Here is an 18,969-nt window from a genome sequence, read left to right on the forward strand (position 1 = left end):
TGCCTGAGCGTGTTACCCTAGACACAGCGAAAGGGGTTTCGAACCTATGGTTTTCAGTGTCGGCGAGACCGTTGTTTACCCCCACCACGGGGCCGCACTCATCGAGGCAATCGAGACTCGGGTCATCAAGGGCGAGCCCAAGCAGTACCTCGTCCTGAGGGTCGCGCAGGGTGACCTGACGGTCCGGGTGCCCGCTGAGAACGCCGAGATCGTGGGTGTGCGTGAGGTGGTCGGCGAAGAGGGCCTCGGCAAGGTCTTCGACGTGCTCCGCGCACCGCACACCGAGGAGCCGACCAACTGGTCGCGGCGTTACAAGGCGAATCTGGAGAAGCTGGCCTCCGGCAACCCGCTGAAGGTCGCCGAGGTCGTCCGCGACCTGTGGCGCCGGGAGCGGGAGCGGGGTCTGTCCGCGGGTGAGAAGCGCATGCTCGCCAAGGCTCGCGACATTCTCGTCGGCGAGGTCGCGCTGGCCGAGAAGAGCACCAAGGACGAGGCGGAGACGCTGCTCGACAAGGTGCTGACCGAGGCCTGAGTTCCACAGCATCGTCGTACCCACCCCGTAGCAAAGAAATCCGAGGACCGCGACGTGACCGCGCAGCTCAATCCGCGCGGTGACGTCGCGGTCCTTGTTCCTGCGGCCGGTGCCGGCGTACGCCTCGGTCCCGGCGCCCCCAAGGCGCTCCGGCCGCTCGCCGGCGAACCGCTGCTGGTGCACGCGGTACGCCGGATCGCGGCGGCGCCCTCCGTGCACACCGTCGTGGTGGCCGCCCCGGCCGCCGACGTCGATTCGGTCCAGGCGATGCTCGCGCCGGTCGCCCCGGTGATCGTGGTGCCCGGCGGCGCGGAGCGCCAGGCGTCGGTGGCCGCCGCGCTGGCCGCCGTCCCCGCCGGCCCGGAGATCGTCCTGGTGCACGACGCGGCCCGCGCGCTGACCCCGCCGGAGCTGATCGAGTCGGTGGCCGCGGCCGTCCGCTCCGGGCACGATGCGGTGATCCCGGTGCTCCCCGTCGTCGACACGATCAAGGAGGTCGGCACGGGCGAGCTGGTCCTCGGCACGGTGGACCGGTCCGCCCTGCGGGCCGTGCAGACCCCGCAGGGCTTCCGCCGGGCGGTGCTGACCGCCGCCCACGCGACGGCCGGCGACCCGCTGACCGACGACGCCGGCCTGGTGGAGAAGCAGGGTGTGCCGGTGGTCTGCGTGCCCGGCTCGGAGTACGCCCTCAAGGTCACCCGGCCGTTCGACCTGGCGCTGGCCGAGCACCTGCTCTCAGCCGGCCAGGCGGGTTAGCGCCAGCTTCGCGATGTCCACGGCGAGACCCTTCAGGTCACCGCCGCGTAGTTTGACGCTGGACACCCCGAGCATCACCTCCAGCGCGTCGCCGTCCCCGACGGCCACGTGCAGACCGGCCTGGCCGTCGAACCACTCCGCCGGGGTGCCGAGCCCGGACACCTTCTCGGTGCCCTTGAAGAGCGGATTGTTGATCATTGCCGCGCCGCCCCGGTGGTACTGGAGCAGGATGGCCGGCCCGTCCGTCGAGTGGAAGTGGTAGGCGCAGACCGCCACCTCCTGGCTGGACTCGTCGGTGTCGGTGGCGACGATCTCCACCCCGGCCAGTCGCGACATCTCAGTCTTGGTCAGCAGGCACGGGTCCGGTGGCCCGGGGGCCTCCACTCCGGAAGCGGCCGGGGCGGTCGTCGCCGGGTCGCCGGCGTCGGTGTCCGCACCAGCCGCCGGGCCCGCAGTGCGGGTGTCCGTACCAGCCGCCGGGTCCGCAGGGCCGGTGTCCGTGCTGGCCGCGGTGGCCGCCGCATCGTTGGTGACCGGGCTCGGCTGATCGCCGCAGCCGGCGAGGAGGACGACGGCGGCGAGGGCCGCGGCCAGGTGTCGGGTACGCATGCTGGGTCCTTTCTGGTACGGGCGGGTCAGGCGGCCGGGCAGGTGACGGAAGCGACGACGTGTGCCGTTTTCCCGACGTACGCGTCGACGCCGGGCAGGTCCAGGTCGAGCCGGAGCGTGGAGCCGTCGACCGCCCCGGCGGGCAGCGGTGCGACGAACGCGGTGTCGAGGTTCACCTCGACGATCACCTGCGGGTCGCCCTGGAGTTCGCCCGCCTCGGCCTGTCGGGGCGTCCAGACCTTCAGCGCCACCGCGGGGTTTTCACCGCTGGCGACCTTCGACTTGACGACGTCCGCGCCCCGCCCACCGACGAACGGCGGGGTACGCCCCAGCCGGCAATGCTCCCCGTAGGTGTCGGTGATCGACCCGCGCAGCTCGGTGCGGGGCAGGTCGCCCGTGATCACCAGGTCGATCGTGCCCGCCCCGGCGAGCCGTACGTCCGGCTCGACGCCGGCCGACGCGGCCGCGTCCACCGCTTCCCGGGTGCCGGGGTCGACGTCCTCCGGTCCGCACGCGGTCAGCAGTACGGCGACCGCGACGACCACCACGCCGGCCCGCACTGCCCTGCCTCGTCTCATCCTTCTCCTTTGTCGATCTGTCGGGTCGGACCAATGGTGGGGTTGGTGGACCCGACGATCCAGGTCAGTAGCTGCAGCTTCAGCAAGCTGCAGGGTCGAGAATCCGACGTGGACGGCCGGCGGTAGCGTGCCGCCGTGGACCTCGACGAGGAACTGCGCGGGCTCTACGCCCTGACCCTGCGGATGCCCGGTGCCGGTCGGGACGAGTTGGCGTTCGCGCTCGGCGGAGATCAGGCGCAGGTGGCCGACGGCCTGCGCCGGCTGGCCGCGCTGGGCCTGGTCGGTGAGGTGGACGGGCGGGTCGAGGCCGTGCCGCCCGGCGCGGGCCTGGGCCGGTTGCTCCGCGATGGACTGGACGGGGTGTCCCGCCGGCTCGCCGACGTCGAGCGGCTGGTCGCCGAGTTGGAGCCGCTCAGCCGGGAATACGCCGCCGGTCAGCGGGTCGTCGCGGACGCGTCGGTCAGCCTGGTCTCCGGGGTCGGCGAGGCCCGGGACGTGCCGCTCGCGGTCGCGCTGACCAACCCGCCGGTCCGGTCGTACTGCTGCCAGAAGGACCCGCGCTCGTTCGACGGGGCGGTGGTGCCGTGGATGGAGGACCTGCTGCACGCCGCCCGGGAGCGGTTACTGGTCATGTCGTTGCTGGTCGAGGCCGAGGTGCTGGAATCCCCGGCGGCGTCGGGGACGCTGACCCGGTTCGCCGCGGCCGGCATCGAGGTACGCGTCCGTGGCCGGCTGCCCAGCGGCTACTACGTGATGGGCGAGCACGCCGCTCTGCCGCTGAAGTGGGGCGACGACCTGGCCGGCTCGGCGTACCAGTTCCACCTGGTCCGCTCGGCCGTGCTGGTGGCGGCGCTGACCAGCCTTTTCGAGGAGCTGTGGCGGACCGCGGTGCCGCTGGGTGCGGCGAACGATCCGCACCGGCGGGTGGTGGCGCTGCTGGCCCAGGGACTCACCGACGACGCCATCGCCCGCCGGCTCGGTCTCTCCGTACGGACCGTCCGGGCCCGGGTCGCGCGGGTGATGGCTGAGCTGGGCGTGCGTACCCGGTTCCAGGCCGGTGTCGTGGCGGCCCGTTCCGGCTGGCTGGACTGATCCGGGCGTACCCTCGGGTCATGATCGTTCCTCGGGTGGCCATCGGCACCGACGTGCACGCCTTCGCACCCGGGCGGCCGTGCTGGGTGGCCGGCCTGCACTGGCCGGACCAGGACGGCCTGGCCGGTCACTCGGACGCCGATGTGGCGGCGCACGCCGCCTGCAACGCGCTGCTCTCCGCCGCCGGCCTGGGCGACCTGGGCGCGAACTTCGGCGTCGACCAGCCGGAGTGGGCGGGTGCCTCTGGGGTGGCCCTGCTGACCGAGAGCGCCCGGCGGGTCCGGGCGGCGGGGTTCCGGATCGGCAACGTGTCGGTCCAGGTGATCGGTAACCGGCCGAAGATCGGGCCGCGTCGGGACGAGGCGCAGCGGGTGCTCTCCGCGGCGGTGGGTGCTCCGGTCACCGTCTCCGCCGCCACCACCGACGGCCTCGGCTTCACCGGCCGTGGCGAAGGGCTGACCGGCATCGCGGTCGCCCTGGTGTACGAGGCCCCGACGGAGTAGGTCGGCGGGGCGGGGCGCGGGCGGCTACGCTCGCCGGGATGCCGAGTGACGCCGCCCCCGACCAGTCCGCCGCCGACGGCTACCTCCAGCGCGCACAGCTCCTCGCCGAGCTGGGCCGGTACGACGAGGCCGCCGGGGAGCTCAGCTCGGCGCTCGCGACCGACCCCGGCAACGCCGACGCGTTGACCATGCTGGCCCAGGTGCACCTCGCCGCCGACCGGGCGGCCGAGGCGCTGGACGCCGCCGAGGCGGCCGTGGCCGCGGCACCGGGGGCCGTACCGCCGCTGGTGGCGCGCGGGATGGCCCTGGTCGACCTGGCACATTGGAAGGCCGCCGCGAGCACCGCGGACGAGATCCTGGCGCTCGGCCCGATCGACCCGTACGCCCAGCGCAGCGCCGCCGCCATCCTGGCCGGCTCGCGGAACGGGCAGCAGGCGCTCGACGCTGCCTGGCGGGGGGTGGAGCTGGCGCCTGAGGCACCGCAGGCGCACCTGGTGCTCGGCCTGGTCTCGGCCCGGCTGGAGCTGTACGACCTGGCCGAGCGGGCGTACCGGGAGGCGCTGCGGCTCGACCCGCAGCTCGCCGAGGCGCGGTACGACATGGGCGTGATCCGGCTGGAGCAGCGCCGCTACGCGGAGGCGCTGGAGCACCTGACGCAGGCGGCGGCGATGGACCCGGCGCGACTCGACGCCGGCCGGACGATCTCCGCGGGCCTGCGCCGGCTGGTGCTCTACGGCGCCGGCTGGTCGCTGGTCGCCACCGTGGTGGTGGCCTTCCTGGCCCCGGGCGCACCGGGTCTCTCCCGGGTCCTCGCCGCGCTGGCCGCGCTCGGCGGGGCGCTGGTGGTGTGGCGGTACGCGGCCCGGATGCCGGCCCTGCTGAACACGATCCTGCCCGGGCTGCTGCGCGCCGATCGCAGCCTCGCCCTGGCGGTCTACGCGGTCGCCGCCGCGCCCCTGCTGCTGGTCCTCTACGCGCTGGTCGGCGGCCCCTGGCCCCTGGTGGCCACCATCACGGTGACCTTGATCGCCGAATTCGCCATCCTCACCCGCCCGGTCAGCTGACCCGCCGCGCCCAGGTCCAGGCGTACCCGTCGTCCTCGCAGGCCGACGCGGCGTCGCAGAGGTCCAGCGGGCGGAAGGTGTCCACCATGACCGCCAGCTCGTCGAAGAAGTCCACCCCGATGGAGCGCTCGGCCGCGCCCGGCTGCGGGCCGTGGGTGAAGCCGGACGGGTGCAGCGAGATCGAGCCCTGTTCGATGCCGGAGCCGCGCCGGGCCTCGTAGTTGCCGCCGGTGTAGAAGAGCATCTCGTCGGAGTCGACGTTGTGGTGGTTGTACGGCACCGGGATGGCGTCCGGGTGGTAGTCCACCTTGCGCGGCACGAACGAGCAGATCACGAAGTTCGGGCCCTGGAAGGTCTGGTGCACGGGCGGCGGCTGGTGCACCCGGCCGGTGATCGGCTCGAAATCGTGGATGGAGAACGCCCACGGGTAGAGGTGCCCGTCCCAGCCGACCACGTCGAACGGGTGGTGGGCATAAACATGACGAGTCCAAACTGTGCCGCTGCCGTCCGGGCGTGCCGCCCGGGACCGGTGCCGGACCAGCACCTCGACGTCCTCGTCGTCCACCAGCAGCGGCGCGTCCGGCCCCCGGACGTCCCGCTCGCAGTAGGGCGAGTGCTCCAGGAACTGCCCGCGTACGGAGAGGTAGCGCTTGGGCGGGCCGATGTGCCCGGCCGCCTCGATGGCGAGCAGCCGGGCCGGTTCGTCGCCGGTGGGCACGAGCCGGTGGATGGTCGAGGTGGGGATGATGACGTAGTCGCCGGCCACCGCGTCCAGCACGCCGAACGGCGACTCCACCCGCAGCGAGCCCGCTTCGAGATAGAGGCAGTGGTCACCGGTGGCGTCCCGGAACAGCGGGGACGGCCGGTCGGCCAGCACGTACGCGATCCGCACGTCGTCGTTGGCGAGCAGGTACTGCCGGCCGAGCACCGGGTCGGCACCGGCCCCGTCGAGCTTGTGGGTACGCAGGTGGCGCGGCTTGAGCGGGAGGTTCGGCACCCGGGTGACGGCGGGCGGGGTGAACTCCTCGGCGGCGACGATCGCGGTCGGCGCGTGCCGGTGGTAGAGCAGGGACGAGTCGGAGGAGAAGCCCTCCTGGCCGACCAGTTCCTCCGCGTAGAGGGTGCCGTCGGGCTGACGGAACTGGGTGTGGCGCTTACGGGGCACCTCGCCGACCCTGCGGTAATACGGCATCTCGCCTCCCGATATGTCCCGTTCTCCGGCCAGGAGCGTCCGATAATCGGACGCGGTTGTCCGTTCCTCGTAGCGTCCCGTACATTCTTGTCTCGTGTCAACGCAGGTGCCCCGCCTCTTCGCCGGCCTGGTAGACGACGCCGCGGTCTTCCCGCCCGGCAGCGCCGCGCTGCCGGAGGCGGTGGTCGCCCACCGGGGGCATCGCACCGCCTGGTACGCCGACCTCGTCGGCCCGCTCCTGCTGCCCGCCTCCGCCGTCGCCGCCGGCGAACTCAGCGGGCTGGTCGATCCGGCGGAGGGATTCGTCACCGGCCTGATCGGCGACACCGGCGTCGCGGGCGTGCCCTTCGCGCTGTCGTTCCTCGCGCCGGACGGGGTCACGGCCCGGCAGATCGAGGTGCCGGTCGCCAAGCGCGGTGAGGACCCGCAGCCCGGCCTGGCCGACCTGCTGAAACTCACCGAGCGGCTCGACGGCACCCGGGTCTACGCGGAGATCCCGCTGACCTTCGGCCTGTTGGGTGCCCTGGACACGCTCGCCGAGGCGCGGGCCGGCGGGCTGCCGGTCGCGGCCAAGTTCCGCACCGGCGGGCTGGCCGCCGAACTCTTCCCCACCCCGGTCGAGCTGGCCGCGGTGATCTGCGCCTGCCGGGACCGGCAGCTGCCGTTCAAGCTGACCGCCGGGCTGCACCACGCGATCCGCCACCGGGACCCGGAGACCGGCTTCACCCACCACGGCTTCGTCAACGTGCTCGCCGCGGCCCTCGCCGCCACCGCCGGCGGTGAGGTGGACGCGGTCGCCGAGCTGCTCGCCGCCACCGACCCGGTACGCGTGGTGGAGCTGGTCCGGGCGAACCGGGACACCGAGCGCCCGCTCTGGGTCGGGTACGGCTCGTGCAGCATCGAGGAACCACTGACCGATCTGATCCGGCTGGGGCTGGTGAACGGGGGCTTTCAGGAATGAGCTGGGTGACGGGTGCCGAGGGATCGGCGTACGGGGTGACGAACCTGCCGTACGGGGTGTTCCGGCACGGCGACCGCGAGCCGCGGATCGGCGTACGCATCGGCGACTTCGTGCTGGACCTGGCCGGCGCGGAGGCCGCCGGCCTGGTGCTGGCGGCCGGGGCGCTGGGCCGGCCCACGCTGAACGAGTTCATGGCGCTCGGCCGTCCGCAGTGGACCGCCGTCCGGCAGCGGGTCACCGAGCTGCTCACCGAGGCCGCGCACCGCCCGGCGGTGGAGCCGCTGCTGGTGCCACTGCGCGAGGTGGAGCTGCTGCTTCCGTTCGAGGTGGCCGACTACGTCGACTTCTACTCGTGCGAGCACCACGCGGCCAACGTCGGGCAGATCTTCCGGCCGGGCCAGCCGCCGCTGCTGCCGAACTGGAAGCACGTGCCGATCGGCTACCACGGCCGGGCCGGCACCGTGGTGGTCTCCGGCACCCCGGTGGTCCGGCCCACCGGGCAGCGGGCCACCCCGCAGGGCCCGACCACCGGCGCCTCCGTACGCCTGGACATCGAGGCCGAGGTCGGCTTCGTGGTCGGCCTGCCGAGCCGGCTCGGCGACCGGGTGTCCGTCGCGGACTTCGCCGACCACGTCTTCGGCGTGGTGCTCGTCAACGACTGGTCCGCCCGCGACATCCAGGCCTGGGAGTACCAGCCGCTCGGCCCGTTCCTGGGCAAGTCCTTCGCCACCTCGGTCTCGGCGTGGGTGACCCCGCTGGACGCGCTGGCCGACGCCTTCGTCCCCGCCCCCGACCAGGACCCGCCGGTGCAGGGCTATCTGCAGGACATCCCGCACCTCGGGCTGGACCTGGCCATGTCGGTGGAGTGGAACGGTGAGCGGGTCAGCGAGCCGCCCTTCGCCACCATGTACTGGACGCCGGCCCAGCAGCTCGCCCACCTCACGGTCAACGGGGCGTCGCTGCGTACCGGCGATCTCTACGCCTCCGGCACGGTGTCCGGCCCGGAGCGCGGCCAGGTCGGTTCGTTCCTGGAGCTGACCTGGGGCGGGACCGAGCCGGTCAAGTTCGCCGATGGCACCACCCGCACCTTCCTGGAGGACGGCGACACCGTCACCGTCACCGCCACCGCCCCCGGCCCGGACGGCACCACCATCGCCCTCGGCGAGGTCACCGGCACCATCCTTCCGCCCCGCTGAGCAGCGTCTTCACCCTCCGGCCCCGGTCGCACCGGCTGTGCGACCGGGGCCGTTGCGTCCCGCGTTGATCGTCCGGGATCCGGTACGCCCCGGCAGTGCGGGCCGGGGCGCACCCGAGCGGAACAGGAGGGAACGAGGATGACCGAGCTGACCGGCGCCGTCTGGCGCACCAGCAGCCGCTCCAACGACCAGGGTCTCTGTGTCGAGGTGGCGACCAACGTGGTCGCCGCGTACGGCGTGGTGGGGGTGCGCGACTCGAAGGATCGGTGCGGGCCGACGCTGGCGGTCCGCCCGCCGGGCTGGACGGCGTTCGTCACCGCGATCCGGGCCGACGCGTTCCGTCGCTGACCTCCGCCCGCCGCACGCCTGGTGTCCCGCCCCGGGGGCACCGGTGGTGGAAATGTCACCCCAGGCTCCCCGTTTCCCGTTCACGCGCCGTACCGTGGACGACACGGGAGGTGCCATGTCGACGGTCACGGTTTCCGCATTCATCGAAGCGCAGGATGTCGAGGTCTGGCGGCTCCTCACCGATCTGCCCGCGCGCGCCCGTTGGCTCTCCGCCGTCGGCGCGGTCGACGTCCTCACCCCCGGCGACTTCCGGCCCGGCACCGCCTGGCGGGAGACCCGGGTCCGGCCGGACGGCGCCGAGGCGCCGGAGGAGTTCGTGGTGGTCGAGGCGGTCGCCCCGGGACGGCTGGTGCTCAGCTCGCGGGGTGCCGGCGCGGACTACCGGATCACCTGGACCCTGCGGACGGTCGAGCGCCGGCGGCGCGGCTGCACCGAGGTCACCGTCGAGCAGGAGGCCGTGCCGACCGCCCGATACGGCCGGATGCTGGCCCTGATCCTCGGCGGCCTGGCCGCCCGCGCCGTGGAGGGGGCGCTCCGGCGGGACCTCGCCGACCTGGCGCAGGCCGTCGGGCCCACCCGCTCGGCAGAGGCCGCCTGACCCGCCCCACCTCGCTGGGACCTGGCGCCGCCGATGGGTAGGGTGCCGGGCGGAGGTGCGGCATGAGGTGGCCCGAGCGACGGCGGTGGATCATGGTGGCGCTCGCGGCGGTGCTGGCCGTCGGCGCGGCGACCGCCGTGGCCTACCGGGTGCTCGCGCCCGCCGAGGTCGACACGGTCGCCCGGAGCGCGTACCCGCCGGCGCCGAGCCCGCAGACCGGGGTGATCGGCCGCCTGCCGGTGGCGCCGCTGGTCGTGGACGGCCGGCTCCGCGTCTACGCCGGCAACCGCCAGGTGTACGCCGACCAGCCGGTCAACGGGCAGCACCGGGTGACCCCCTTCTGGTCGTACCGCCGCTGGCCGGCGCAGCTCGTCGGGGTGCTCGCCGACGACACCACCGTGGTCAGCCGCTGGTCGGACGGGCTCCTCGTGGCGCTCGACGCGCGTACCGGACGGGTCGCCTGGCGGGCCGACGGGCCGGTGCCGGGAGCGGTGCCGAAGCCCCGCCGGACCTACGCCTCGACCGTCTGGGACCCGACCGGCCTGTACGCCACCCGTACCGCCGACGGCCGGCGGGTGCTGGTCGCGGCCGGCCCGGGCCGGGTCGGCGGGTACGACCTGGCCGACGGCCGGCGGCTCTGGCGGGCCGACGTCGGCGGCGACTGCCGTACCGAGGTGGGGACCACGGTGGCCGGCGAGCTGCTCGCGGTGGACGCCTGCGACGGCCCGGCGCGGGTCGAGTTCCGGGACGCCGCCACCGGCGCGGTACGTACCCGCTGGCAGCCGCCCGGCGGCCCGGAGGACCTGATGGTGGTCCCCGTGGGCTGCCGGGACGGGCACTCGAACTGTCGGGGGCTGCGGGTCTCCGGCCCTGGCGACGACACCGGCCGGGGCTGGCTGGTCGGCCCGGGCGACCCGGTCGCCGTGCCCGCCCTCGACGGCACGGACACCGAACTCGACGGCGAGTGGGCTGTCGGCACGTCGGCGGGGCTGATCACGGGCCGCTCCGCGCGCACCGGCAAGGAGCTGTGGCGGCGGGCGGACCTGGGGCCGGTACGGATCATCGCGGTCGAGCCGGGCCGGGTGCACCTGCTGACCGAGCGGAACGAGCTGGTCACCCTCGATCCGGCGACCGGTGTGGAACGGTCCCGCTTCGTCCTGGACCTCGGCCACGACGGGGTCGGCTGGATGCCCGGCCGGGCGTACGCGGCGGACGGCTACGTCGCCGTGGAGCGGGTCCGGCAGCGGGCGACCCCGGACGACGACGACCAGGCGTACTACCTGATGCCGGAGGCGGTGCTGCTGGCGGCGACGGGAACGTCCCCCTGACCGCCGGCTCCGCCGACCGCTGCGGCGGCGGCCGAGCCGGCGGTGCGGTCCGCGGGGGCCCCGCAAGGCCGGGGCCCTCCTTCCGTCAGGTCAGCGCCGCCTCGGCGGCGGCCAGGAAGGCGTCGTTCTCGGCCGGGGTGCCGATGGTGACCCGGACCCCGTCGCCCGGGAACGGCCGGACGATCACGCCCCGCGCCTCGCACGCCCGGCCGAACTCGACGGCCCGCTCGCCGAGCGGCAGCCAGACGAAGTTGGCCTGGCTGGTCGGCACGTCCGGGACGAGCTTGCGCACCGCCTCGGTGACCCGGTCCCGCTCCGCGACGACCAGTGCGCAGCGGCGCTCGACCTCGTCGGCCTGGGCCAGCGCGGCGAGCGCGCCGGCCTGGGCGGCCAGGCTGGTGGAGAACGGCGTGACGACCTTGCGGACGGCGGCGGCCACGCTCGGTTCGGCGACCAGCCAGCCGATTCGCAGGCCGGCCAGCCCCCACGCCTTGGAGAGGGTGCGCAGCACGGCCACGTTCGGGCGGTCCAGGTAGCTCAGGCCGTCCGGCACCTCCGGGTCCGTCACGAACTCCCGGTACGCCTCGTCGATCACCACGAGCACGTCGTCCGGCACCGTGTCGAGGAACCGGTCCAGCTCGGCCTTGCGGACCGCCGTGCCGGTCGGGTTGTTCGGGTTGCAGACCAGGATCATCCGGGTCCGGTCGGTCACCGCCGCCGCCATCGAGGCCAGGTCGTGGCCGTGGCCGGCGTCGTTCGGCACCCGCACGCTGGTCGCGCCGCTGGTCGCCGCGATGATCGGGTACGCCTCGAACGACCGCCACGAGTAGAGCAACTCGTCACCGGGGAGGCAGGTGGCCCGGACCAGGTGCTCGGCCAGCGCCACCGAGCCGCAGCCGGTGGCGATCCGGTCGGGGTCCACGCCGTACCGCTCGGCGAGAGCCTGGCGCAGCGCCACCACGCCCATGTCCGGGTAGCGGTGCGAGCCGGCCATCGCCTCGGCGACCGCCTCCACCACGCCCGGCAGCGGGCCGTATGGAACCTCGTTGCTGGCCAGCTTGATCGCCTCGGGCAGGCCCAGCTCGCGGGCCAGGTCGGCCGAGCTGCGCCCGGGCACGTAGCTGGGCAGCGCGTCCAGGTCGGCGCGGGTCAGCCGCAGCGGAGGCTGGTGACGTCCGGTGTCGGTCATGGGGTGTCTCCCGGGGGATTGGCGCTGTCGCGCGAGGTGCTACGGGTTTCGGGCCTGATGCGGGGGAGTTGGACCACCACGGTCTGCGCCCGCTTGTCGTGCAGCGCCTGGCGCAGCGGCTGGTCGAAGAGCGGGGAGACCGCGTCGACGAACTGGAGCAGCAGGCCGAAGCCGCAGCAGTACCAGAGCAGCGTCGGCAGGCCGAGGGTGCTCCACCGCCGGGTGGCCCGGCCGAAGCCGAGCGGCTGGTCGGCCTCGATCGGCAGCGCCCGGACGCCCATCACCCGCTTGCCGAAGGTCTGTCCTCGGGCGGCCATCGAGGGCACCTCATACGCGTACCAGAGCGCGGTAGCGATCAGCAGGATGACGATCTGCAGCGCGGCGGCCTGTTCGCCCGGCTGGGGCAGCCCGTCGGTGGAGGTCTCCCCGGCCAGCGACCGGCGCACCGACTCGCGCAGGTACGGCGAGATCTCCTCGATGTAGCGCCAGACGAACCAGCCGTTCACCACGACGTTGAGCAGGAACACCACGCCGAGGTCGATCAGCCGGGCGACGAGCCGCGCGCCGTACGACGCGAGCGGCAGCCCGTGCGGCTGCGGCGCGGGCGGGCGTACCGGCCAGGTCGGGTACGGCCAGCCCGGCGACGGCCCCGCCGGCTGGCCCGGTCCGCTCGGCTGCCCCGGCCACTGGGCCGGCCCGCTGACCGGCTGCCCGGGGTACGCCCCGCCGACCGGCTGCCCGGGGTGCGGTCCGGCGGTCGGCTGCCCGGGGTACGGCCCGCTGACCGGCTGCCCTGGATGCGGCGCGGCGGAGGGCTGGCCCGGGTACGGGGCCGGGGCGGTGGAGGCCGGCGCGGCAGCGGGGGACGGCTCGGGCGGCGGCGGGCCCTCGGGCGGGGTGGCGTCGACGGGGATCGGCGCGCCGATCCAGCCCTCGCCGTCCCAGTACCGTCGGGTCTCGGGGTCGGCGGGGTCCACGTGCCAGCCGGGTTCCACGCTCACGGTCGTGCCTCGTTGCGCTCGCTCACGGTGCCATCTCAGTTCGCGACTGCAGGGCTCGCAAACCCGGCTCACTCCTCACGCTCACGGTGCCGTCTCAGTTCGCGACTGCGGGGCTCGCAAACCCGGCTCACTCCTCACGCTCACGGTGCAACCTTAACGACGACGGTTCCGGCGAACTTGTCGTGCAGGCACTGCTGCCAGGGCTTGTCCCAGAGCTGCCAGAAACCGTCGAGGTAGCTGGCGAAGGGCACCAGCGAGCCGGCGACGAACTCCACCAGGTACCGCTTGCCCAGCGCGCCCCGGGTCAGGGTGGCGCCCGGCTCGACCGGGACGATGCGGATCTTCGTCACCTTCTTGCCGAGCGTCTGGCCGGTCCGGTGGGCGTACTCCACGTGGTAGAGCCAGTAGAAGACGAGCAGGAGCGCGAAGATCCCCAGCTCGGCGAGGAGCACCGGCAGGAAGACGTCGGTGATGAGCACCGACGGGTCGGGCTCGACCACCGTCCCGTCCGGGCCGGGCGGCGGCATCTGGTCCACCATCCGGACCACCAGCCAGACGAAGACCGGCAGGAAGAGCACCATGGCGAGGACGCTCGCCACCGCGGTGTCGATCAGCCACGCGAGCAGCCGGTCGGTGAAGCTGGCGAGCGGTTGACCGTTCGGCGCCAGCGCCGGCGGCACGAATCCCGGGTACGGCGGATGCGCGGGCGGGGGATAGCCCGGCAGCCCGGCGTACGCCGGCGGGGCGTACTGCGCGGGGGGCGCGTACGGCGGTCCGGAAGGCGGCGCGAAGCCGCCGCCCGCGGGCGGGGGCCCGGCGGGCGGCGGAGACGCGTTCGAGGGAGGCTGGGTCACGCGGACAGTGTTACAGGTTGCCGCGCTTCTCCTGCTCCCGCTCGATCGCCTCGAACAGTGCCTTGAAGTTGCCCTTGCCGAAGCCGAGCGAGCCGTGCCGCTCGATCAGCTCGAAGAAGACCGTCGGACGGTCCTGCACCGGCTTGGTGAAGATCTGAAGCAGGTAGCCGTCCTCGTCCCGGTCGACCAGGATCTTGCGGGACTGCAGTTCCTCGATCGGCACCCGCACCTGGCCGATCCGGGCGCGCAGCTCCGGGTCCTCGTAGTAGGAGTCCGGGGTGTCGAGGAACTCGACGCCGGCGGCCCGCATGGCGTCGACGCTGGCCAGGATGTCGTTGGTGGCCACGGCGATGTGCTGGGCACCCGGCCCCTGGTAGAACTCCAGGTACTCGTCGATCTGTGACTTCTTGCGGGCGACGGCCGGCTCGTTGAGCGGGAACTTCACCTTGCGGGTGCCGCTCGCGACCACCTTGCTCATCAACGCCGAGTAGTCGGTGGCGATGTCGTCGCCGATGAACTCGGCCATGTTGCTGAAGCCCATGACGCGCTTGTAGAACTCGACCCACTCGTCCATCCGGCCCAGCTCCACGTTGCCGACCACATGGTCGACGGCCTGGAAGAAACGCTTCGGCTGGATGCCGGCGTCGATCATCGGCTGCCGGTCCACGATCGGCCCGCGGGCCACGAAGCCGGGCAGGAACGGGCCGGTGTAGCGGGACCGGTCGACCAGGGTGTGCCGGGTGTCGCCGTACGCGGCGATGGCCGCCAGCCGGACGGTGCCGTGCTCGTCGGTGACGTCGTGCGGCTCGACCAGGCCGGTCGCGCCCTGCGCGGTGGCGTGCGCGTACGCGGCGTCCACGTCCGGCACCTCCAGCGCGATGTCGGAGACGCCGTCGCTGTGCTTCGCCACGTGCTCGGCGCCCTCGGCGTCCGGGCGGACCGCGCCGGTCAGCACGAATCGGGCCGAGCCGCTGACCAGCACGTACTGGGCGTGGTCCCGGTAGCCCTGCTCCGGGCCCCGGTACGCCACGCAGGTCATGCCGAACGCGGTGGAGTAGTAGTGGGCGGCCTGCTTGGCGTTGCCCACCAGGAAGTGCACGTGGTCGAGACCCTTGACCGGGAACGGGTCCCGGCTGATGTCGTGGTCGACGGCGCCGACGAGGGCGTCGACGTCGACCTCCTCGGTCGACTGGGGTCGGTCGATCGCCTGGGTCATGGTGGCCTCCCTTGCGTACCGGCCGGCCTGGTGGGCCGCCGTTGACTGCTGTTGTGGCGAGGATTGCTTTCCCGCCGCCGGTTGGGCAATAGTTGCCAGAATTGCTGGTCAGCTTGTGCATTCCGTAAAGTGAAACCCCATGAACGCTGGTCAGGATGTACAGCTCGACGAGCTGGATGCGCGGTTGATCGAACTGCTCGCCGAGGAGCCGCGGATCGGGGTGCTGGAGTGCTCCCGCCGACTCGGCGTGGCCCGGGGCACCGTCCAGGCCCGGCTCGACAAGCTGGCCGACCGGGGGGTGATCGCCGGCTTCGGCCCGGACATCGCCCCGGCCGCGATCGGCTTCGGGGTGACCAGCTTCGTGACCCTGGAGATCAGCCAGCGGCACGGCCACGATCCGGTCACCGCGCACCTGGCCGCCATCCCCGAGGTGCTGGAGGCGCACACCATCACCGGCTCCAGCGACCTGCTCTGCCGGATCGTGGCCCGGTCGAACACCGACCTGCAGCGGGTGATCGACCAGATCGTCTCGTCGGAGGGGATCCGGCGCGCCTCCACGATCATCGCGCTCGCCGAGCAGATCCCCTACCGCACGCTTCCCCTGGTCCGCTCCGCCGCCCGCCGGGCCCCGGCCTGACGCCTTACGCGGTCCGGCGCCCCTCTTAACACGCTGGCCGGCTTAGAAACCGGCGCGACACGCAGCCGCGCGGGCTCGGCGGCGCGGTGATCGTCGCTACCGTGTGCGGTGTGAAGGGCCTTGGCGTACGCGGCTGGTTGCTGCTGGGGCTCATCACCGTGATCGTGCTCGCCGCCACCGGCGTGTGGAACCCGTTCCCGACCATGTGGGACTGGGTCGACCGGAGCGAGCCGATCGCCGAGCCGGACGTGGTCTGGCAGCAGCGGGTCGGCGGCACCCCGAAGAGCGTCACCATCGCCGGCGACACCGTCGTCGTCGAGCAACGCACCCGGGTCGAGGCGCGCAGCCTGGCCACCGGCACCCAGCTCTGGGAGCGCAAGGCGGACTGGGCGGCGGTCGCCGGCGGCGACCGGGACCCGGTCGTCGCCGTGGGCAAGCTCCTCGTGAAGGGGTACGAGCTGCTCGACCCGACCAGCGGCGCGGTGCGCCGGAGCGACGACCGGGCGGTGGCGGTCTGGACCTACCGGAACCTGTTGCTCGACGCGCGCTGCGCGGACGCCACCGACTGCACGCTGAGCGCCTGGGAACCGCGCGGCACCAAGCCGCTGTGGACCGCGTTCCTGCCCGGCGTGCACAGCGGGCTGCTCGCCGACAACCCGGACCTGCTCGGCACCCGGCGGCTGAGCGCCCCTCGGATCGACGGCGGCGTGGCCGGGCCGGAGGACGTCCCGCCGTTGCTCGGCTTCCCCGTCGACGGGCGGGTGCACGTGGTGGACACGGCCACCGGCCGGGTGCTGCAGAACGTCCAGCCCGGCCGGGAGGAGCGGCTGGCCGTGATCGGCGGCCGGCTGCTCCGGATCAACGCCACCTCCCGCGACGGCAGCTGCTACTTCGCCGTCTCCGCCGTCGACCCGGCGACCGGCCAGCAGGTGTGGCAGCGGAGCGGGGTGAACCTGCGGACCGCGGACTACGCCGGCTGCGTGCAGCGGGAGGACCCGCAGGGCGCCCGGAACGTGCTGATCGGGGTCGCCCCGGACGGCCGCGAGGCGGTGCTCGACGGGTACGACGGCCGGCTGCTCCACGTCGGCGCGGACGGTGAGAAGCTGCTCGCCGTCGACGACCGGTACGCGCTGGTGCGCAGCGCGGACAAGCGCTCGATCCTCGGCCGGGAGCTGTCGGTCGACCGGAACCGGTGGACCCGGGCCGCCGGATCGAAGAGCGGGGCGGCCCTCACCCCGTACGCGGCGGTGATCGGCGAGGAGAAGCCGTCCCGGTTGATCGCGGTCGACCCGCGTACCGGACGGGAGCTCGCGGTGCTGCGTACCTCGGCGAACGCCCTGGCGGTCGGCCCGAACGGCATGATCATCGGGGAGGGTCGGGAGATCGGGTACGCCCGCTGGGGCGCCGGGACGTCGGCGGGGCCCCCGCCCGTCGACGGGGGCAGCGTCCCCGGCCCGAACCCGGGCGGCAGCACCTCCGACCCCCCGTCGGATCAGGGGAACTGCGGACCGAAGCGGGAGCTGTGCGACTCGCCGGGCGACGGCGGGTGAGAGCGGCATCCCAGGACGCCCCCGGCGGGTGCCACCGATCGACGCCGCTGCCCTAGGCTTTTCCGTCATGAGCAGTGCCGCCGCGTTCTCGTACGCCCCCTTGCTGCCGACCGGTCCCGACCACACCGAATACCGCCTGGTCACCGACGAGGGCGTCGACGTCGTCAACGGCCCGGGTGGCCGTCGCTTCCTCACCGTGGAGCCCTCCGCGCTGACCGCGCTGACCGCCGAGGCGATGCACGACATCGCCCACTTCCTGCGCCCGGCGCACCTGGCCCAGCTCCGGTCGATCATCGACGACCCGATGGCCTCGCCGAACGACCGGTTCGTCGCGCTGGACCTGCTGCGCAACGCCAACATCGCCGCCGGCGGCGTGCTGCCGATGTGCCAGGACACCGGCACCGCGATCGTGATGGGCAAGCGCGGCCGGCACGTGCTCACCGACGGCACCGACGCCGAGGCCATCTCACGCGGCGTCTACCAGGCGTACACCCGGCTGAACCTGCGCTACTCACAGCTCGCCCCGCTGACCATGTGGGAGGAGCGGAACACCGGCAGCAACCTGCCCGCCCAGGTGGAGCTCTACGCCGAGGACCCGGACGGGCACCCGGACGCGTACAAGTTCCTGTTCATGGCCAAGGGCGGCGGGTCGGCCAACAAGTCGTACCTCTACCAGGAGACCAAGGCGCTGTTGAACCCGACGCGGATGATGCAGTTCCTGGAGGAGAAGCTGCGGCTGATCGGCACCGCGGCCTGCCCGCCCTACCACCTGGCCATCGTCATCGGCGGCACCTCCGCCGAGTACGCGCTGAAGACCGCCAAGTACGCCTCCGCCAAGTACCTGGACGCCCTGCCCACCTCCGGCTCGATGAGCGCGCACGGCTTCCGTGACCTGGAGTTGGAGGCCGAGGTGCTGGAGCTGACCCGCAACTTCGGCATCGGCGCGCAGTTCGGCGGCCGCTACTTCTGCCATGACGTGCGGGTGGTCCGGCTGCCCCGGCACGGGGCCTCCTGCCCGGTGGCGATCGCCGTGTCCTGCTCCGCCGACCGGCAGGCCGTCGCCAAGATCACTCCGTCCGGGGTTTGGCTGGAGCGGCTGGAGACCGACCCGGCGCGCTACCTGCCCGACGTGACCGATGCGCAGCTCGACGCGTCCGAGGTGGTCCGGGTCGACCTCAACCGGCCGATGGACGAGATCCGCGCCGAGCTGTCGAAGTACCCGGTGAAGACCCGGCTGTCGCTGACCGGCCCGCTGGTGGTGGCCCGGGACATCGCGCACGCCAAGATCGCCGAGCGGCTGGACGCCGGTGAGCCGATGCCGCAGTACCTCCGCGACCGCGCCGTCTACTACGCCGGTCCGGCCAAGACTCCCGAGGGCTACGCCTCCGGCTCGTTCGGCCCGACCACGGCCGGCCGGATGGACGCGTACGTGGAGAAGTTCCAGGCGGCCGGCGGGTCGATGGTGATGCTGGCCAAGGGGAACCGCTCCGCCCAGGTCACCCGCTCCTGCCAGCAGCACGGCGGCTTCTACCTCGGCTCGATCGGCGGCCCGGCCGCCCGGCTCGCTCAGGACTGCATCAAGCACGTCGAGGTGCTCGAATACCCCGAGCTCGGCATGGAGGCGATCTGGAAGATCGAGGTGGAGGACTTCCCCGCCTTCATCGTGGTCGACGACAAGGGCAACGACTTCTTCGCCGAGGTCACCAAGCCGGTGCTCACCGTCGGCCGGCGCTGACGCGGACGTAGGCGAAAAAGGGGCGCCGGG

20 protein-coding genes are annotated in these 18,969 nt (G+C 73.3%); 13 read left to right on the forward strand and 7 right to left on the reverse strand.

Going from position 1 to position 18,969, the window contains the following annotated elements; translation table 11 throughout:
• Nucleotides 1–46: 46 nt before the first annotated feature.
• Both ABZ783_RS18745 and ispD read left to right on the forward strand, forming a co-directional pair.
• Nucleotides 47–532 carry a CarD family transcriptional regulator gene (locus ABZ783_RS18745; protein WP_007073334.1) on the forward strand — a complete coding sequence of 162 codons (486 nt, stop codon included), beginning with the start codon at nt 47–49 and terminating at the stop codon, nt 530–532.
• Between the two features lie 54 nt (nt 533–586).
• Complete coding sequence (gene ispD / locus ABZ783_RS18750) at nt 587–1,288, forward strand: 2-C-methyl-D-erythritol 4-phosphate cytidylyltransferase (RefSeq protein ID WP_357439608.1); 702 nt, start codon at nt 587–589, stop codon at nt 1,286–1,288.
• On the opposite strand, the gene ABZ783_RS18755 is transcribed toward ispD, so the two are convergent.
• Together ABZ783_RS18755 and ABZ783_RS18760 are read right to left on the reverse strand one after the other, a co-directional pair.
• Nucleotides 1,268–1,897: a hypothetical protein gene (locus tag ABZ783_RS18755; RefSeq protein WP_357439610.1), complete on the reverse strand. Its 630-nt coding sequence runs from the start codon at nt 1,895–1,897 to the stop codon at nt 1,268–1,270. The two genes, ispD and ABZ783_RS18755, sit on opposite strands and share 21 nt — an antisense overlap.
• A gap of 26 nt (nt 1,898–1,923) precedes the next feature.
• The gene (locus ABZ783_RS18760) at nt 1,924–2,475 is read right to left on the reverse strand and encodes a hypothetical protein (protein ID WP_357439611.1); all 552 of its coding nucleotides are present in this window, start codon (nt 2,473–2,475) and stop codon (nt 1,924–1,926) included.
• 135 nt (nt 2,476–2,610) lie between these two features.
• On the opposite strand from ABZ783_RS18760, the gene ABZ783_RS18765 reads away from it, so the two are divergent.
• The 3 genes from ABZ783_RS18765 to ABZ783_RS18775 are packed head-to-tail and all read left to right on the forward strand — an operon-like array spanning nt 2,611 to nt 5,134.
• Nucleotides 2,611–3,567, forward strand: a complete 957-nt coding sequence (locus tag ABZ783_RS18765) for a helix-turn-helix transcriptional regulator (RefSeq protein WP_357439614.1) — start codon at nt 2,611–2,613, stop codon at nt 3,565–3,567.
• A gap of 20 nt (nt 3,568–3,587) precedes the next feature.
• On the forward strand, nt 3,588–4,070 hold the full coding sequence (gene ispF, locus ABZ783_RS18770) for a 2-C-methyl-D-erythritol 2,4-cyclodiphosphate synthase (protein ID WP_357439617.1): 483 nt from the start codon (nt 3,588–3,590) through the stop codon (nt 4,068–4,070).
• A gap of 38 nt (nt 4,071–4,108) precedes the next feature.
• Entirely contained in the window at nt 4,109–5,134 is a 1,026-nt protein-coding gene (locus tag ABZ783_RS18775; RefSeq protein WP_357439619.1) for a tetratricopeptide repeat protein, read from the forward strand.
• Here ABZ783_RS18775 and ABZ783_RS18780 read toward each other — a convergent pair.
• Nucleotides 5,127–6,326, reverse strand: a complete 1,200-nt coding sequence (locus ABZ783_RS18780) for a homogentisate 1,2-dioxygenase domain-containing protein (RefSeq protein WP_357439622.1) — start codon at nt 6,324–6,326, stop codon at nt 5,127–5,129. The genes ABZ783_RS18775 and ABZ783_RS18780 overlap by 8 nt on opposite strands.
• A gap of 94 nt (nt 6,327–6,420) precedes the next feature.
• On the opposite strand from ABZ783_RS18780, the gene ABZ783_RS18785 reads away from it, so the two are divergent.
• The 5 genes from ABZ783_RS18785 to ABZ783_RS18805 all read left to right on the forward strand — a co-directional run bounded on the left by ABZ783_RS18785 (nt 6,421) and on the right by ABZ783_RS18805 (nt 10,757).
• Entirely contained in the window at nt 6,421–7,287 is an 867-nt protein-coding gene (locus ABZ783_RS18785; RefSeq protein ID WP_357439625.1) for a hypothetical protein, read from the forward strand.
• Nucleotides 7,284–8,483, forward strand: a complete 1,200-nt coding sequence (gene fahA, locus ABZ783_RS18790; protein WP_357439628.1) for a fumarylacetoacetase — start codon at nt 7,284–7,286, stop codon at nt 8,481–8,483. The genes ABZ783_RS18785 and fahA overlap by 4 nt, the downstream gene beginning before the upstream one ends.
• Before the next feature lie 138 nt (nt 8,484–8,621).
• Nucleotides 8,622–8,831, forward strand: coding sequence for a DUF397 domain-containing protein (locus tag ABZ783_RS18795; protein ID WP_357439630.1), 210 nt, complete (start codon nt 8,622–8,624; stop codon nt 8,829–8,831).
• Between the two features lie 115 nt (nt 8,832–8,946).
• Complete coding sequence (locus ABZ783_RS18800; protein ID WP_357439632.1) at nt 8,947–9,429, forward strand: SRPBCC family protein; 483 nt, start codon at nt 8,947–8,949, stop codon at nt 9,427–9,429.
• Nucleotides 9,430–9,491: 62 nt separating this feature from the next.
• Nucleotides 9,492–10,757 carry a PQQ-binding-like beta-propeller repeat protein gene (locus ABZ783_RS18805; RefSeq protein ID WP_357439635.1) on the forward strand — a complete coding sequence of 422 codons (1,266 nt, stop codon included), beginning with the start codon at nt 9,492–9,494 and terminating at the stop codon, nt 10,755–10,757.
• 85 nt (nt 10,758–10,842) lie between these two features.
• Here the strand turns inward: ABZ783_RS18805 and hisC are convergent, their stop codons facing one another.
• The 4 genes from hisC to hppD all read right to left on the reverse strand — a co-directional run bounded on the left by hisC (nt 10,843) and on the right by hppD (nt 15,017).
• A complete protein-coding gene (gene hisC, locus ABZ783_RS18810; protein ID WP_357439638.1) occupies nt 10,843–11,946 on the reverse strand; it encodes a histidinol-phosphate transaminase in 1,104 nt (367 codons plus the stop codon).
• A complete protein-coding gene (locus tag ABZ783_RS18815; RefSeq protein WP_357439641.1) occupies nt 11,943–12,947 on the reverse strand; it encodes an RDD family protein in 1,005 nt (334 codons plus the stop codon). Before ABZ783_RS18815 ends, hisC begins: the two co-directional genes overlap by 4 nt.
• A gap of 140 nt (nt 12,948–13,087) precedes the next feature.
• Complete coding sequence (locus tag ABZ783_RS18820) at nt 13,088–13,801, reverse strand: RDD family protein (RefSeq protein ID WP_357439644.1); 714 nt, start codon at nt 13,799–13,801, stop codon at nt 13,088–13,090.
• A 10-nt stretch (nt 13,802–13,811) separates the two neighbouring features.
• Nucleotides 13,812–15,017, reverse strand: a complete 1,206-nt coding sequence (gene hppD / locus ABZ783_RS18825; RefSeq protein ID WP_357439645.1) for a 4-hydroxyphenylpyruvate dioxygenase — start codon at nt 15,015–15,017, stop codon at nt 13,812–13,814.
• A 139-nt stretch (nt 15,018–15,156) separates the two neighbouring features.
• On the opposite strand from hppD, the gene ABZ783_RS18830 reads away from it, so the two are divergent.
• From ABZ783_RS18830 to ABZ783_RS18840, 3 genes are all read left to right on the forward strand, one after another.
• Entirely contained in the window at nt 15,157–15,654 is a 498-nt protein-coding gene (locus ABZ783_RS18830; protein ID WP_357439647.1) for an Lrp/AsnC family transcriptional regulator, read from the forward strand.
• A gap of 101 nt (nt 15,655–15,755) precedes the next feature.
• Nucleotides 15,756–17,204: a PQQ-binding-like beta-propeller repeat protein gene (locus ABZ783_RS18835; RefSeq protein ID WP_357439649.1), complete on the forward strand. Its 1,449-nt coding sequence runs from the start codon at nt 15,756–15,758 to the stop codon at nt 17,202–17,204.
• Between the two features lie 67 nt (nt 17,205–17,271).
• The gene (locus tag ABZ783_RS18840; protein WP_357439652.1) at nt 17,272–18,939 is read left to right on the forward strand and encodes a fumarate hydratase; all 1,668 of its coding nucleotides are present in this window, start codon (nt 17,272–17,274) and stop codon (nt 18,937–18,939) included.
• Nucleotides 18,940–18,969: the final 30 nt, after the last annotated feature.

Origin of the sequence: Micromonospora sp. NPDC047738 (genome assembly GCF_040642675.1) — a bacterium.
Lineage (GTDB): Bacteria > Actinomycetota > Actinomycetes > Mycobacteriales > Micromonosporaceae > Micromonospora.